Source organism: Legionella sp. PC1000 (assembly GCF_014109805.1).
In the GTDB taxonomy this organism is placed as follows: Bacteria; Pseudomonadota; Gammaproteobacteria; order Legionellales; family Legionellaceae; genus Legionella; species Legionella resiliens.
In genome coordinates this window covers 933,142-947,694 of the sequence record NZ_CP059400.1, presented here as the reverse complement: position 1 = coordinate 947,694, position 14,553 = coordinate 933,142, and the positions used below count along the sequence as shown (strand labels likewise).

The following is a 14,553-nucleotide window of genomic DNA, read 5'->3' as shown; positions in this document are numbered from 1 at the left end:
ACTCCCCCGAACCTCCCCAGCCCAATTATTGGGTAGAATGTAAAATCAATCGAGTCTGCCCCAATTGATCTTTGTCGCCACAATCACCCAGACCAGAATCCTTAAATTGTTTCATGCGTCTTAAGTAGGGGTAAATGATTGACTAGGACTCAAGTAATCCGTCATTAGTTTGAAAATAAATGCAATAGCTACCATGCTCACGGTGAGTAACGCAAGGGAGGAAACAAATCGATTTGGGTGGAGAGAATGCATATCACATAAGTCATCATAGATACTTGCCATTGTTGCATAAATACCCGTACATTGCTCAAAAATATCTCTATATTCATCCTCATCCAGAGTTATTTTATCCACTTGCTTCATCATATCTCCATAAAGAGCTATTGGATTCTCCGTAGATAGAAACGAGGCTGCAGGGAAAAAATCATATTGGTTTGCTGGTATTTTATAAGAAGTCAAACGATTGCTGGGATTAATATATTTTGATTGAATAATATTTCCACCATGCATAAAACCGGCAACATGAAGTAAAAAATGGGCAAGTAATGCTTTGGGCTTTAATGTTTCTATTTTTTCTAGGTAACTTTGGGTTGTTCTGGCTTTCATGTGCTCCTGAATTGTTTCAGGTTCAACCCCTAATTGTCGCAAATCCTCTTCTATAGCTGAGGTACGCCATAATTGTTGAAGATAAGATAAAGAAAAAAATGCATTAATTTCTGCTTTATTAGTTCCTGATAAGCCCTGTAATTGCGTTTCTATTGCTTTAATAATAAAAAAGTGTTGGATCAATCGTGAGACGTACAAATCTTTGGGGATTTTAGGATTTTTAAACAGATATTCTGTTTTAAAACGGTGGTGCTCTGCTCTTTCATGCGCATCAGTACGTTGCCCAGGTTTTCCATTTTTGTATGTAGATGTTAATAAAGCTTTGCTAAACATGGCATAAAACTCCTGTCTCGAGAAAGAACTGCATTGCTGATGGATGATCATCGAAGCATCGTATTATATTGAAGATTAAGTTCGCTAACAATATTGAACCCTACTAGATTTTTCGTTGAAATTAAACATGTGTAGATGCGATTTTTCTCTTGCTCTCCTGATTAATTTTTCAAATAATTAATCAATGGGGTCAACCCTATATTATTGTAAAATAATGCAATATCATCCGGTTTATTCAACAATACCCCATGTAATGTCAATTAGTTAAGGAAAGTTATGATTGTTATCTTCGTCCATGGCTGGAGTGTCACACATACCAATACTTATGGAGAGCTTCCTCAATGGCTTGAAAGTCAGAGCAAAGTTGGAAAGCTGACTATTCAAGTGGGTAATATCTATCTTGGACGCTATATCAGCTTTGACGATACAGTAACAGTCGACGATATAGCACGTGCATTTAATCATGCAGTGCGTGATGAAATTGCTGATAAACTGCGCAACGGAGAGCGTTTTGCTTGTATTACTCACTCTACCGGAGGCCCAGTTGTCCGTAAATGGATGGATTTATACTTTAAGAATAATCTTGCAAAATGTCCATTGAGTCATCTTATCATGTTGGCTCCCCCCAACCACGGTTCTGCGCTTGCTCAACTGGGTAAATCCCGGCTAGGTCGTATAAAAAGTTTTTTTGAAGGTATTGAACCAGGACAGCATGTGCTTGATTGGCTTGAGCTTGGAAGCAATATGAGCTGGCAACTTAATGAAAGTTGGCTTGATTACGATTGTACTGCTAATGGTATCTATGCGTTTGTCCTTACGGGCCAGAAAATTGATCGCCAACTTTATGATGCACTTAACTCCTACACGGGAGAAGCCGGGTCTGATGGAATTGTACGTGTAGCTGCTGCAAATATGAATTACAGTCTATTAAAGTTACATCAGGAGGGAAATAATGGTGAAAATCTGGTTGTCTCCAAAATGACCCGGACAAAGCAATTGGCATTTGGGGTTCTGCCTGGGTGTTCGCATTCCGGTAAAAAAATGGGAATTATCCGCAGTGTGACTATGGCCAATGCCGCTACTCATCCTACGGCTATATGGGTCTTGCGATGTCTTCAAGTAAAAAATCGTGACTCCTATAGTCAATTGACCAAAGATCTGGATAAGCTTACCCAAGAAACCCAGAAAAATGAGCATATAGAACGTGTGCAGACGCTTATACATAAACGCGAGTACATCACCAATCGCTACTCTATGATTATATTCCGGCTGATTGATGACCGGGGCAATCATCTTGAAGATTATGATCTTTATCTAACTGCTGGACCTCAATATAGCGAGTATGCGCTTCCTACAGGTTTCTTCGCAGACCGTCAGCGTAACCAACATGATCGGGGAAAACTGACTTATTTTCTTGACTACGATATCATGGAGTCCGGGATTAATACCCCAAAAATGCAGGGTAACCTGGGATTCCGTATTAAAGCATACCCTGAGTCAAGTGACCAGGCACTTGCCTATTACAAGCTACTCGATTTTCATTCCTCGCTCGCTGACATTAACAAAATTCTTCATCCGAATGAAACAGTAATGGTTGAAATCATGCTTCAGCGACGAGTAGATAGAACGGTCTCCCGTATCACCAACAACCTTACTCCGGCAAAAATCAGTGTGAAACCTACTGGCAAAAAGGTAGATTAACCTCACTTTTGTTTCATGTATTTGGGTATTACCTCCAAGAGCAAACAGAAATGAACCCATAGGATGATTTAGCAGATAAGATTTAATTTTTTAGATGTTCATTTGATACTCTATCTTTAGGTAGGTAATACTATGCTATGGAGAACGGCTACGCAAAGAAGCTAAAGCACTTGCGACTATATCATTATCGTCTTCCTCTTGTAGCGTATTATTTTTAACATGAGTTTTTCTCGTTGTGGATTCAATGGAAATTTCCTTGTTCTCATTGAGCCGGACAATTAAATCCGTATTTTCACCATGAGTATTTACTTCAAGCTTGGCTTGTTGAATAATTTTCTTTTAATTTTCGAAATCAAGGCGGTGTAGAAAATCTCTTTTTACGCCATATTGTTAATATTAATTCCGCTTACCCCCACATGAAAAGCTCAAAAAACATCGACCGGAAAGCGCTACAACATGTATGCGATGACAGCAGCTCATCCAACACTTCCATTTGCTACACGAGTACGGGTTAAAAACCTGAATAATGGCCGTACGATTTTGGTTCGAATTACTGATCGAGGACCTTTTTTATCGAACAGGATAATTGATTTATCCTTTGCTGCCGCTAAAAAGCTCGGTATAAAAGGCATTGCCCCTGTTGAAATTGAAGTAGTTTGAAATTGCCAAGAAGTATAGCCACCGATTAAAGAATCAAAAACAGACTCTATCTTTTAAACAATATATCTTGTTTCTTCCACTTGCTCATTACACGCTTGCATATTTGTTTCATTTTCATCAGAGTGATTCTTAGAAAATAAAGATGCCCTTATTGAGCTTGCTCTTACTACTTGGCCCGTTTTTTCATCTCTAGCCCATTTATGCATTTCACCATCTCGTATCGTTGGTGAATATAAAATTTTGTTTTCATAATAATCAACCCTTAGAGAATTTGAATAATTAGCAAAACCCTCTACAAATCGTCTTGCAATAATATAGGCTTTATTGCTTGGATCACAAAACCACAATTTAATAGTAATGGAATCTGTTTTAGTTAATCCGTCAGCTATCATACGTTTGGAAATTTCATCTATTGTAATTGCTTTTTTACCTCCCGAAACGGTATAGGCCCAATCATGAAAGGGGAGATGTTTTAATTCCTCATAGGGTAAATTGGGATTGTCTAAGGTTGATGATAATTTTCTATCGGGATAACAATCAATTCCGTGTCCCAGCACATAAATTTTTGTGTTAGGAGCTAGATTAGCTAGATCACAGGTGTTGTGATATAAAATTACAAAATTTTTATTCTTAAATCTGCTTGCACTATTATCTCTAAATGTTTGGATATCTTTTCTCATTTTTTCGGAAATTTCATTTTCCATAAATGGCACATAAATATACCCATCAATAGGAGTTTTCAAATAGTTATCGCAGAAATTATTTAAACATTGTTTTATGGTATTAAAGATGCCGGCAGTCATTTTTGATATACAATTACTCACTTTGCATAATTATAATTCAAAAAGATTATGGTTTTATTAATAATTTAATTATTTTGATGATTAAATTAACAAGTTGCTTAGGAAAAAGAATTGTTTGGCCCGACCTACGCTTGCTGAGAAAAATAGGAATTCTTATCACTACACGTGCTGAAACCTTTTGAAAAACCGCGTGTGCTTTCATAGATCATGCATTAAGAATATAAAAATATTATATAACCTATATACAAATGTTCTATTTAAGTTCTATCTGGCTATAGATTACCATATAGGCAAATAAGTATTTATCTAAATTTCACTCTAACTTTTTAAAAAGGAAAACAAATGCCTTTTTTCTATAAAAAAAATGCCCAGATCCATGTGACAAATTCCATTGATGAATTGACATCTCATTCATTCCCCCTAGATGTAAAATCAGCAGAAAAAAGTGCTCATTATCAGGCTGTTGCCCCTATTATTTTTTCTTCGCAATACAAGTTTTCTCTTTTAACGACAAGAAAAGACATACACTTAGGGCAAGATTTTATAGATTTCATAGCACATCATAAGTTAACTTCGTTAAACAAGTATAATGGAGTTGATCTCTTGTATCTTTTAGCCTTAAGCCATGATACAGCTTTGCGTGCTGGAATTTGGGAGTTAGGCTCTCTGTCACATCTAAAAGCCACTGAAATTATCAGTAGCCTATCAAAATTAGACGCTATCAATCGCATACCTCTTATGAAAGAAGCCCTGGTAGCATGGAAGGAATTGTTTCTAGAAGCTAAATTTGAATTGCAACAAGAAGCAGGGACTTGTCCAGATAGCACTCAAACTATGCTGGGTCAGATGACTTTATATGCTTCTACAAAAAACGACAAAAATAATGAACGCCATAGAGAGTCTCAGAGAAGCGATCAAACAAGATTAGAAGTTGAACGTGAGCAATTTCGTTTGCTGGAAAGAGCTTATTACAAAGAAAAGGATAGACATAACCAGCCTACAGAAATCCAATCGTATTACAGCGATGAAGAAGAGGAATCTACTATTACACAACAGCAGTATTACTACAATTAATCATTGTAATAAGGAAGGATTTAAAATTTCCTCTAATGACTGCTTCACACGATATCTATAGAGATAGAGAGACTTCGAGTAAAGAGATTAACTAAAAATCCGGAAAACTTTAATAAGAAGAAATAATCTATGCCATACACTAATAAATGCCCAATATCATTCGAACCACTTACTAAAGAAAACGCTCTTCTAATTAAAGTTCCTAAACAGAATGAAAAGCAAAAAGACATCTACTTCTATATCGGAGATGAGGAAACTCTGAGAAAGCTTTCTTCTTGCCCTTTATCAAGGCGAAAAGGCCATTATTATGCACTTAAATTATCAAGTAAAATCTCAGTCTCTCACGAAAATGTTACTAATGAAGATTTAGTAAGCAAGTTGCTGAAAAGTAATGATAATAATACCCTTATTGATGATAATGATGTTCTTGCCAAGATAGATACAGAAAACAAATTCAATTGGCAATTAAGAAGTTTCAAAGAGAACATAACCAATAATCCATCTGAAACGAACATCCAGGAACTATTGACTTTTATTGATCATGGAACTAATGAAAACCGAACTGCTCCAGCCCATAGACTTTTGCCTAATCGTCAATTTATAAGCGAATATAAGGCAAATTTTTTGAGGCACCCTGCTCCGCGACTAAGAATTTTGGATGTCTTCTTTAGGCGTGATAATATGGCAACCTATAATCAAACACTTAATGAAATAATCAGTAATTCGCTAAAAGAAGAGCATGACTTATTATTTCTATTTAATACCTACAGACTTATATCTGAAATTGAGAGTAGCAGAATTAAAATTGCATTCCAAAATGCGGTGTACGTGCAACTAACTAGATATATAGCCGGGCTCTTGGTAACTACTAATACAATGTCTCTAATTGTTAATTTACTAGATGAAAGTTTTTCATCTATTGGTTTAGGAGTATTTTATATTCTGTTTATCAATTCCGCTCAAAACAGCCTGGAACGCTTATTAAGAGAAAATAAGAAGCCTGATGCGCAGTCGATTTTTCATGCGATTTTCATTGATAGTATGATACAACTCACCAACCCCGCAAGAATTTATGACATCAGTAAAAGTGCAGTATCAAACGCTTATGAATTTGTAAAATCCAATTTAAGTTTTTTCAGTAATAAATGGCTAAAATCAGAACCAGTACGATATGAATTACCGCCAGACTTAGCAAATGTTTATAGCCAATTGAATAGGTAAGATTTTATGGTGAAACAAAATTGCTAATGTACTTGTACTAATGAGCGCATGTAGGCATGTAGGGTCAGGCCTTGAATTTTGCATTGCACCTATGAGCCAATAAAAACCATAAAATTCAAAACTCAAGGCCTGACCCTATATATGTTCAATCACAATTTAACTAAATTTTTGGCTGTATCACAGTATTATTAGTTGCTTGTCTCTCATTAGGTCCAGGTGGAAACAAAGAGAGAGCGATATGAGCAGACTCTGATGATTTAGCTAATTGTTTCTCTGGATTTGTCTGTAAAGTTATTTCAGCATTTGTAGTTTCTTTCTGTTTACCAAAATGTTCAGCACGACGTTCTAAAATAGAATGCAATTGTTTTTTTTGCTCCTCTGTCATATAAGGCAAGAGCTGAGCAAAATCGCGGAAAGGTTCAAAATCAATTTGCTCATTGATTGCATTTGCCCATCGTAATTTACCCTCATTGGATAATTGCATATTGACGGATCTCATAGAACTAGTACTGGGAAACTTCTGAGTGATATTTGTCTCAAATATATACAATAGGTTAGGAATAAATTCATGGATTAAATATGAGCCTTTTTTATCAAGTAGTTTTAGGAGAAAAGAGCGGTTATCGTCATTAGAGATATCTTGTAATGTCAGTATCTGATCCTCAGCGATTTGTTTTTCCATTCTGAAGATGAAGATAAGTTTATTGATAATACTTGGTGATAATTCATCCTCAGGGTAATCTCGAAACTTCTCCAGGCAGCTCTGGCTATCCATACCATAGGTGACTTTTAGATAGTTTACTTCGCGATCAATGGGTATCATTCCCATGTAAAGATGGAAAATATGGGAAGACCAAACTGCTTGAAGAGTGATTGTTCCATCATTTTCAATTATTTGTTCAGCAACATGACGCATCACAGCAGTGCCAAAACCATTGCCTATTTTCTTGCTACCTATGTATCCAATATCAATATTAGGATACTCCTCACTTATTGAGAATGTTCCACCAGTACGTAGCAATTCCTGATATTTTTGAGAATCGAATGTTTTATTGTTTTTGGGAGATTCAATTTTCTTACCACCGGCCATAACATATCTTCCTCACTTTAATTTGAATGAAACGCAAAGATCCCAAATTATCCCCACATATTGTTCACATATAAAACTTTAAATACATATATATGTCAATATAATTAGTCGATTTGAGTAGAACAACTGAATAGATAATGGGTCAGACAAAGGGGTCAGGTCTTTCCTTTTTCCCTTTAGGGCAAAGGAAAGACCTGCCCCCTGAGGTTTACATTCTTACTGAGCCTCTTAAAGAGGCTCTTATCAAGGCTGCTTCATGTATTGGTAATATTGTTTTACTAATTACAATGACCACAAAAGGTACTGATATCAATATTACTCCCACAAAAAATAATCCCCACCCTTTTTCCATGAAGCTCATTTTTTAAAGGGCCAAGATATGCTGCAATGCCGGCTGCACAAGCCGGCTCAACCATCATTTTGAGTTCTTCTGCAATTAATTTCATTGCAGTAATAAGTTCATGATCACAAACCGTTACTAATTTATCGACATTCAGTTTACATAAATGGAAACTATATGGTTCCGCTTTAGGGGCGCCAAGGCTGTCTGCGATGGTTTGAATTTTATTAATGGCCATTGGCTTATTCGCTATGAAACTTCGATTCATTGTATCTGCGCCTTCGGGCTCAACTCCATAGACTTTACAAGATGGTTGAGCTTGCTTAAATACATTTGCAACCCCTGCACATAAACCACCGCCTCCTATAGCGACAACAACAGCATCTAATCCTTTAGTTTGTTCTGCAAACTCTAAACCTAGGGTAGCAGTGCCCAATGCAGTATGATAACCCTCAAAAGGATGAATAAAGGCTCGAGATTCCTGCTTTGCAATTTCTTGAACCCGGTTAAAGCCTTCATTAATGGTGTCACAATAAATTATTTCGGCACCATAGGATTGACAACGTTGAACTCGAAATTTGTTAGCCGTTTTTGGAATAATCACTTTCGCACTGATACCTAATTGTTTTGCAGCGTATGCGACTGCAATTGCATGATTACCAGCACTTATAGCAGTAACTCCGTTTTTTAATTCACTGATCTTTAGAGCCATCATATTTAATAAGGCGCCACGAAGTTTAAAACACCCACCGTATTGGAGTGTTTCAAGCTTGAGAAATAATTCAGTATTCTTTCCAAAAAGATTATCTTTTTCTTGTCCCTTCCATTCCCATACAGGAGTGAGCAAAATTTTATCACCAAGAAGCGTTCTGGCTTCGCGAATTTCATTTAGATTTGGAATTTTGATTTCTTCAGTCATAAATATTGATGCCTTATGTTAGGGTTGTTTATCGCTTTTGAACTAAGTTTAATTCAAATAAAGGCAGTTGAATGCCCTCATAGATCTTTTCTTGCTTCAATTTGATTCCTATGCCTAACAATCTTACTGGCATACGCTTTCTCAAAAACCTTCGTGTATGAGTTGGAATAAAATATTTAAATCAAGACTGTAGGGCAATTTTTAATAACTTTAACTCACCCCGAACGCGAAGATAAATTGGCTCTACACCAATTAAGGGGGCACATTAATCAACTTAGTTTAGACTAAGTCCTTGATTTGAGACTCAAAATGAGATTAAAGAGCCGAAGTACAATCTCACACATAGGGGTCAGGTCTTGCCTTTCGCCTATTTATATAAAAAAGGCAATAGGCAAGACCTGACCCCTGAGGTTTACTCTATCCTTAAATTCAAGATTCAAGGCCTGACCCCGTTGGTGCTCCTCTATGCTACAAAGTAATGTCCACCTTTTTGTTAAAAGATTTAGTAATCTTGAAGACTGTTTCAGCAAAATGACCGAAATTAACAGGTTATGTTATGATCTAATGATAGAAAAATTTCCCCCACAAATAGAAGGTTCTCAAGTTAATGATTTTATTTCCAATATTGAGGATTGTTATAAGGCTCATCTAATTTATGAGTAAGCAAACATTCTTGAGCTACACACTATTAAGCAAATATGATTTAACAACAACTTACCCTAAGCAACGAAGTCATACTCATTCTTTTTGTATACAATTATGAAAGCTAAATGGAAATAGACATTGGTTATCGACCTGTTTTGGAAGCAATCTGGTAAATTAGAGTATCTTGACGCATGTGTTAACAAACCCATCGTTTTGCGAATCAACAAAAATGAGTTCGCTTTTTGCCCTAATACTATTATCTTCAGAAACTCAACTAGCTTACATAAGTGATTAAATTAAGACTATTCTATTCGTTGAAATCGAGGAACTGTTTTTCCATTATGAACAACATTCTCAAAAAACATTTGCATAGGACGAACCCAAAGCTGATTACTCCCAAATTGTTCGCATTGATAAAGCGCCCTGTACACTATCATATCTTCATCTGTTTCACTATGGCGAGCTTGGCCAATGACTTCATACAATTTTTCGTTTTTATAATGTCTGTATTTTCCACATATAATTGAATCAGCTAACATTTACACTCTCTCACGTGATTCATAGTCAATAGCTTACAAAAATTTATAGAATACAGTTAAAGTCAGTTTTTATTAATTGGCTTAGGTACCATTTTACGACCGGTACCAAAACTGGTACCAAATAATTCTGAAGTGGTTGTGGGGTTTTCATAAAACCCTTACTGGGCTTGGTCGGGACGGAAGGATTTGAACCTTCGACCACTAGCACCCCATGCTAGTGACAACCAATTTCATTTAATTTCAAACAAATTCAATTATAACCATAACATCCTTTTAAATAAAGGATTATTTGCATTTCAATATTTCAAATGATATAAATTGATTTCATACAAGCAAACAAAAAAGTGTAGCCAGAAGTGTAGCCAATTTCTGATATCCTAATAAGAGCATAATTATGGAAAAGTTTACTCATAACAAAATTGCAAATTTAAGTGCCGAAAAAAATCGTTACCATATTACTGAGGGTAATGGCTTTTGTTTAAGGGTTTCTCCTAAAGGTACGAAAACCTGGTTCTACCGTTATAAATTTGGCGGTAAAGAGAAATGGCTCACTATTGGTAATTTCCCAGTAATGGGTGTTGCTGAAGCTAGAAAAGCCTTTAATGATTTATGGGAGATAAGGCAGTCTGACCAAGACCCAGAAGACATTATCCAAAAAAAATTGCTCCAAAAAAATAATAATGTGAAAACGTTAATTTCTGATTGGTACAACAATTATATTGTTAAACACCGTAAGCAACCTCAACAGATTAAACAACAAATTGATGCTGACATTATCCCTCTATTAGGAACATTAGAAATTGAAAAAATACAGCCTCGAGACATAGCAAAGGCCTTGGATAATATAGTTCAAAGAGGCTCCCCTGTTCACGCCAATAAAGTGCTTAGTACCTTGAAACAAGTATTTAATTACGCGGTAAGTCGAGGAGAAATTACAATTAATCCAGCCATAAATATTCGAGCAAGAGACATAGGTGGAGTAGAAAAACCTCGTGATCGCAATCTCGATCTTGATGAAATAAAAAAAATATGGCTATTTTTGGATAGTGATAATCACTCGATGTCAATTCAGATTAAAAACGCCATTAAAATCATATTATTAACTGGTGCAAGGACTGGTGAACTAAGACTAGCAAAATGGTCTGAATTTAATTTCGAGAAATCTCTTTGGATTATTCCTCCCGAGAATAATAAAATCGGACTTAGCATGAAGATTCATCTGAGCGAGCTTACTAAAAAACTTCTGTTGGAAATAAAAGAAATCAGCTTATCTAATTTTGTTTTAGCTGGGGTCGATGATGATTCCCCACTAGGCGATAAATCGATATCTAAAGCTATTCAACGCATACAAAAACGAGTAGGTATCCCACAATGGACTGCCCATGATCTCAGACGCACTTTTGCCACTCAGCTTGGAGAAACATTGCGAATCGACCCAGTAGTTATAGAAAAATGTCTTGGACATAAAATGCCTAAGATCATGGCGACTTATAACAAAGACGAAATGCTGTACCAGCGCAAAGAGGCTTTAGATAAATGGAGTAGCCTGATAGAAGAACTAACAATAAACAAATTTGAATTTGTGCAACTATAGTGGTACTATTATAATGAATAGAGATATTGAATATATTGCCTATCAAGGCGAAAAGTTTACGATTGAATGGTACTTTGACGAAAAGAAGCATAGCCAATCTCAAGAATATTATTATTCTTTGAATAAAGACGAACGCATTCAGTTGTTGAAGCTATTAAAGAGAATGGGCGATGCCGGTATCATTCACGATAAAACCAAGTTTAGACATGAAGGAGACAAAATTTATGCCTTCAAACCTAAGCCAGATAGATTTTTATGTTTCTTTTTTGAAGACAGAAAAATAATTTTAACTAATGCCTTTAGGAAGAAGCAGGATAAGTTACCTTTAACCGAAAAGGAAAAAGCCTTAAAGGTTATGGATCAATATACCAGTAGAGTAAAAACAGGTGATTATTATGACTAAGAAACATTTATCTACTTTTGAACGAGAAATGCAGGACCCTCTTTTTCGTGAACAATTTGAAAAAGAATATGATGAGTTTCTATTATCTGAAATCATCAAAGCACTCATGAAGAATGGCAAAATGACCGTGAGAAAACTGGCCGAAAAAGCAGGGCTTTCTCCAACTGTAATTCAAAAAATTCGCTCCGGTGAGCAAGAAGATGTAAAGCTTAGTAACTTCCTCAACATCTCTCACACTTGCGGTTTTAAAGTCATTTTAGAAAAAGGGGATGATAAGTATTACTTATAAACCTTTAGAAATTAATCATTGTCTAAAGCAGTCATTGACCACTTCAGGCAATGAAAATGGATTTATCTGACATATTGATTAATCCAGTTATCAATCACGTCTTTATGCCAGGCTAAAGTTCTGCCATGTAATTTTACTGGCTTGGGAAATTTCCCTTCACTCCACCAACGGCGTAAAGTCAATCGGTCCTTTCCGATAATGACTTCTACGTCATTGATAAACAGAATCTGTTGTGTAAATAGATCATTAACTGGTTGCATCATTGATTCTCCAAATCCCTCTGTTATTTAAGTTGTAAACGAGCCTTCCATTCACCCTTGTGTTCCATATCAATGACTGTGATAAACAGCTTCAGCAAATTCAATTCAACCTTACTTTCTTTAGGTAAACGATTGTGCTGGTAGATTAACTGCAAATGAGCAATTGGGGAGTTTGATAAATTAGCGATTCGTTGTAGAGAATAATTGGTTGAATCCAGTAGATACTGAATAATACCCTTATAGATGGTGATTTTTTGATCGTAAAACATGCGATATACTCCTGTAAAACATGTGTAATAAAGTCCAAATCGCGCAAAATGAACATTAAGTATCATTTATCGAAACTAATATTAAAACGATATTAAAATAATTATCAATATGTATTTTTAAGAAATTTAAATTAAGATACGATATGATATTGAATGATACCGTTTTATATGATAATTTTTTTACGACGTTCGATTAAAAGGATAATTTTATGAGTAAGGGACCCTATCAATCGTTTGCAAATCGCTTGATCCATACCCTCAAAGATAAAGGACATACTGCATCTCGTTCACCTAATGGGATCTGTATTAAAGCCCTAGCAGAATTTACAGGTGCATCAGAACAAATCTGCCGTCGCTATATAAGAGGTGATGCTCTACCTGATTATGAGAAAGTTAAACAATTAGCTCATCATCTTCATGTAAACCCAGGCTGGCTATTATTTGGTGAGGAAGGACATGCAGCTCCTAAGAAAAATGAAGTCGATGAAACACTACTTCATTACATCTTGAAGCAAAGCCATCATTTATACCCTGTTTCTCATGGAAGTAATGACGATTACGCCGATTTTGTGTTAGGATTAATCAAAGAAGTACGTGCAATTGACACATCGGAAAATAATTTACTAAAAATCATTGACTTGGCCATTGGTTCCATTTCTTCCTACGAAGAACAAAGAAAAAAGCACAGTCATGCCGTTTAAGAAGTTTGTAGATATGGATGTAACAGCTGTTGAAGTAAGGCTTCACCCTAAAGCAAAAGATTTTCTCTTTGAACATTATATCACCATGCGAAAAGTGTTCTCTGACGTACTCGGGCAAGTAGAAACAGACTATGCTTCCATTGCCCTCATCAATCAAGCAGGACAGATCTTTTTCATGTCCTCCAACCCAGCTATAGAGCAAAATTTAATTGAGAAAAGTCTCTGGCTATTTGATGGTTGCTATCAACCAGAGTTCATCAGCCAGGATCAACCGAAATTATGGAGCGAACTTCCTCATATAGGCTGTATAGAAGCAATTACAAAATACAAACAGATAGAACCTGGACTCATCACAGGTATTTCCATCCCCACTGAATATGATTCTCATAGAGCAATCTTTTCATTTGGATTAAAACGAATAAATCCCTATATCCAAAACAAAAGCTCCATTCATTGCGAAAAACTGTTAGCCATGGGCAAGTTTGCGTTAAGGCAAATTCAAGAGTATTTAACTTTACCAGACAAACAGTCCTGCATGAAGACTAAGCCCAAACTCACATTAATCATCAACAATCAGGTGAACTATGAACACACTCCTGGATAAAAACGATCCTATTTTAAGACAAACCGCTGAGCCAATTAAAGAATCAGAATTTGGTAGCAGTTGGTTAAAAGAGCTGATTAAGACTATGTTCGGCATTATGGCTGACAAAGGTGCCGTAGGGGTAGCTGCTCCCCAAATTGGCATCAGCAAACGAGTTATTGTATTTGGTACTAATTATACCAAACGGAGAAAACCAGAATACCCGATCCCCGATACTGCATTAATTAATCCTGCATTAAAAATCCTGTCCCAAGAAATTCAAACTGGCTACGAGGGATGCCTTAATTGCGGTGAATTAATGGGAGAGGTTCCAAGAGCCATGGAAATTGAATATTCAGGCTTTGACATAGATGGAAATAGAATTACCAAAAAAGCTTCCGGCTTGGAAGCCCGTATTCTTCAGCATGAAATTGATCACCTGAATGGATTTTTATTTTTAGACCGAGTAGAAGATCAGGACTCACTAACCACTCTATCGGCAATGCAAAGTAAAGGATAATCC

General features: G+C 36.1%; 16 protein-coding genes and 2 pseudogenes. 10 read left to right on the top strand and 8 right to left on the bottom strand.

Annotated elements, in window-relative coordinates:
- Positions 1–120 precede the first annotated feature (120 nt).
- Positions 121–939: a biliverdin-producing heme oxygenase gene (locus FOLKNPGA_RS04185; RefSeq protein ID WP_182351812.1), complete on the bottom strand. Its 819-nt coding sequence runs from the start codon at positions 937–939 to the stop codon at positions 121–123.
- Between the two features lie 276 nt (positions 940–1,215).
- Between FOLKNPGA_RS04185 and plaB the strand changes: the two genes are divergently transcribed.
- On the top strand, positions 1,216–2,640 hold the full coding sequence (gene plaB, locus FOLKNPGA_RS04180) for a phospholipase PlaB (RefSeq protein ID WP_182351811.1): 1,425 nt from the start codon (positions 1,216–1,218) through the stop codon (positions 2,638–2,640).
- Between the two features lie 426 nt (positions 2,641–3,066).
- Positions 3,067–3,300 (top strand): annotated as a pseudogene (locus FOLKNPGA_RS04175) (septal ring lytic transglycosylase RlpA family protein); the annotation flags it as partial.
- A 53-nt stretch (positions 3,301–3,353) separates the two neighbouring features.
- On the opposite strand, the gene FOLKNPGA_RS04170 reads toward FOLKNPGA_RS04175, so the two are convergent.
- Positions 3,354–4,004, bottom strand: a complete 651-nt coding sequence (locus FOLKNPGA_RS04170) for a hypothetical protein (protein ID WP_182351810.1) — start codon at positions 4,002–4,004, stop codon at positions 3,354–3,356.
- Between the two features lie 441 nt (positions 4,005–4,445).
- Between FOLKNPGA_RS04170 and FOLKNPGA_RS04165 the strand changes: the two genes are divergently transcribed.
- Complete coding sequence (locus FOLKNPGA_RS04165) at positions 4,446–5,177, top strand: hypothetical protein (protein WP_182351809.1); 732 nt, start codon at positions 4,446–4,448, stop codon at positions 5,175–5,177.
- 129 nt (positions 5,178–5,306) lie between these two features.
- Entirely contained in the window at positions 5,307–6,398 is a 1,092-nt protein-coding gene (locus FOLKNPGA_RS04160; protein WP_182351808.1) for a hypothetical protein, read from the top strand.
- 160 nt (positions 6,399–6,558) lie between these two features.
- Here FOLKNPGA_RS04160 and FOLKNPGA_RS04155 read toward each other — a convergent pair whose 3' ends face one another.
- The 4 genes and pseudogenes from FOLKNPGA_RS04155 to FOLKNPGA_RS04145 form a co-directional block, all read right to left on the bottom strand.
- Positions 6,559–7,488, bottom strand: coding sequence for a hypothetical protein (locus FOLKNPGA_RS04155; RefSeq protein WP_182351807.1), 930 nt, complete (start codon positions 7,486–7,488; stop codon positions 6,559–6,561).
- A 278-nt stretch (positions 7,489–7,766) separates the two neighbouring features.
- The gene (locus FOLKNPGA_RS04150) at positions 7,767–8,747 is read right to left on the bottom strand and encodes a threonine/serine dehydratase (protein WP_182351806.1); all 981 of its coding nucleotides are present in this window, start codon (positions 8,745–8,747) and stop codon (positions 7,767–7,769) included.
- A gap of 28 nt (positions 8,748–8,775) precedes the next feature.
- Positions 8,776–8,933 (bottom strand): annotated as a pseudogene (locus FOLKNPGA_RS19170) (DNA polymerase IV); the annotation flags it as partial.
- Between the two features lie 761 nt (positions 8,934–9,694).
- Positions 9,695–9,931, bottom strand: a complete 237-nt coding sequence (locus tag FOLKNPGA_RS04145; RefSeq protein ID WP_182351805.1) for a DUF1653 domain-containing protein — start codon at positions 9,929–9,931, stop codon at positions 9,695–9,697.
- A 394-nt stretch (positions 9,932–10,325) separates the two neighbouring features.
- On the opposite strand from FOLKNPGA_RS04145, the gene FOLKNPGA_RS04140 reads away from it, so the two are divergent.
- The 3 genes from FOLKNPGA_RS04140 to FOLKNPGA_RS04130 are packed head-to-tail and all read left to right on the top strand — an operon-like array spanning position 10,326 to position 12,217.
- Complete coding sequence (locus tag FOLKNPGA_RS04140; RefSeq protein WP_010652890.1) at positions 10,326–11,525, top strand: site-specific integrase; 1,200 nt, start codon at positions 10,326–10,328, stop codon at positions 11,523–11,525.
- A gap of 13 nt (positions 11,526–11,538) precedes the next feature.
- Entirely contained in the window at positions 11,539–11,928 is a 390-nt protein-coding gene (locus tag FOLKNPGA_RS04135) for a type II toxin-antitoxin system RelE/ParE family toxin (protein WP_010652889.1), read from the top strand.
- Complete coding sequence (locus tag FOLKNPGA_RS04130) at positions 11,921–12,217, top strand: AsnC family protein (protein WP_010652888.1); 297 nt, start codon at positions 11,921–11,923, stop codon at positions 12,215–12,217. Before FOLKNPGA_RS04135 ends, FOLKNPGA_RS04130 begins: the two co-directional genes overlap by 8 nt.
- Positions 12,218–12,279: 62 nt before the next feature.
- On the opposite strand, the gene FOLKNPGA_RS04125 is transcribed toward FOLKNPGA_RS04130, so the two are convergent.
- On the bottom strand, positions 12,280–12,477 hold the full coding sequence (locus FOLKNPGA_RS04125; protein ID WP_010652887.1) for an AlpA family transcriptional regulator: 198 nt from the start codon (positions 12,475–12,477) through the stop codon (positions 12,280–12,282).
- A gap of 23 nt (positions 12,478–12,500) precedes the next feature.
- Positions 12,501–12,746: a hypothetical protein gene (locus FOLKNPGA_RS04120; protein WP_010652886.1), complete on the bottom strand. Its 246-nt coding sequence runs from the start codon at positions 12,744–12,746 to the stop codon at positions 12,501–12,503.
- 209 nt (positions 12,747–12,955) lie between these two features.
- On the opposite strand from FOLKNPGA_RS04120, the gene FOLKNPGA_RS04115 reads away from it, so the two are divergent.
- The 3 genes from FOLKNPGA_RS04115 to def are packed head-to-tail and all read left to right on the top strand — an operon-like array spanning position 12,956 to position 14,550.
- Positions 12,956–13,447 carry a helix-turn-helix domain-containing protein gene (locus FOLKNPGA_RS04115; RefSeq protein WP_010652885.1) on the top strand — a complete coding sequence of 164 codons (492 nt, stop codon included), beginning with the start codon at positions 12,956–12,958 and terminating at the stop codon, positions 13,445–13,447.
- Positions 13,437–14,051, top strand: a complete 615-nt coding sequence (locus FOLKNPGA_RS04110) for a hypothetical protein (protein WP_028389628.1) — start codon at positions 13,437–13,439, stop codon at positions 14,049–14,051. Before FOLKNPGA_RS04115 ends, FOLKNPGA_RS04110 begins: the two co-directional genes overlap by 11 nt.
- Positions 14,032–14,550, top strand: a complete 519-nt coding sequence (def, locus tag FOLKNPGA_RS04105) for a peptide deformylase (protein ID WP_010652883.1) — start codon at positions 14,032–14,034, stop codon at positions 14,548–14,550. Before FOLKNPGA_RS04110 ends, def begins: the two co-directional genes overlap by 20 nt.
- The last annotated feature ends 3 nt before the right edge of the window (positions 14,551–14,553 follow it).

Excerpts from the sequence above, each read along its gene's own strand:
- FOLKNPGA_RS04185 (WP_182351812.1), bottom strand. The coding sequence starts at position 939 with ATGTTTAGCAAAGCTTTATTAACATCTACATACAAAAATGGAAAACCT.
- plaB (WP_182351811.1), top strand. The coding sequence starts at position 1,216 with ATGATTGTTATCTTCGTCCATGGCTGGAGTGTCACACATACCAATACT.
- FOLKNPGA_RS04170 (WP_182351810.1), bottom strand. The coding sequence starts at position 4,004 with ATGGAAAATGAAATTTCCGAAAAAATGAGAAAAGATATCCAAACATTT.
- FOLKNPGA_RS04165 (WP_182351809.1), top strand. The coding sequence starts at position 4,446 with ATGCCTTTTTTCTATAAAAAAAATGCCCAGATCCATGTGACAAATTCC.
- FOLKNPGA_RS04160 (WP_182351808.1), top strand. The coding sequence starts at position 5,307 with ATGCCATACACTAATAAATGCCCAATATCATTCGAACCACTTACTAAA.
- FOLKNPGA_RS04155 (WP_182351807.1), bottom strand. The coding sequence starts at position 7,488 with ATGGCCGGTGGTAAGAAAATTGAATCTCCCAAAAACAATAAAACATTC.
- FOLKNPGA_RS04150 (WP_182351806.1), bottom strand. The coding sequence starts at position 8,747 with ATGACTGAAGAAATCAAAATTCCAAATCTAAATGAAATTCGCGAAGCC.
- FOLKNPGA_RS04145 (WP_182351805.1), bottom strand. The coding sequence starts at position 9,931 with ATGTTAGCTGATTCAATTATATGTGGAAAATACAGACATTATAAAAAC.
- FOLKNPGA_RS04140 (WP_010652890.1), top strand. The coding sequence starts at position 10,326 with ATGGAAAAGTTTACTCATAACAAAATTGCAAATTTAAGTGCCGAAAAA.
- FOLKNPGA_RS04135 (WP_010652889.1), top strand. The coding sequence starts at position 11,539 with ATGAATAGAGATATTGAATATATTGCCTATCAAGGCGAAAAGTTTACG.
- FOLKNPGA_RS04130 (WP_010652888.1), top strand. The coding sequence starts at position 11,921 with ATGACTAAGAAACATTTATCTACTTTTGAACGAGAAATGCAGGACCCT.
- FOLKNPGA_RS04125 (WP_010652887.1), bottom strand. The coding sequence starts at position 12,477 with ATGCAACCAGTTAATGATCTATTTACACAACAGATTCTGTTTATCAAT.
- FOLKNPGA_RS04120 (WP_010652886.1), bottom strand. The coding sequence starts at position 12,746 with ATGTTTTACGATCAAAAAATCACCATCTATAAGGGTATTATTCAGTAT.
- FOLKNPGA_RS04115 (WP_010652885.1), top strand. The coding sequence starts at position 12,956 with ATGAGTAAGGGACCCTATCAATCGTTTGCAAATCGCTTGATCCATACC.
- FOLKNPGA_RS04110 (WP_028389628.1), top strand. The coding sequence starts at position 13,437 with ATGCCGTTTAAGAAGTTTGTAGATATGGATGTAACAGCTGTTGAAGTA.
- def (WP_010652883.1), top strand. The coding sequence starts at position 14,032 with ATGAACACACTCCTGGATAAAAACGATCCTATTTTAAGACAAACCGCT.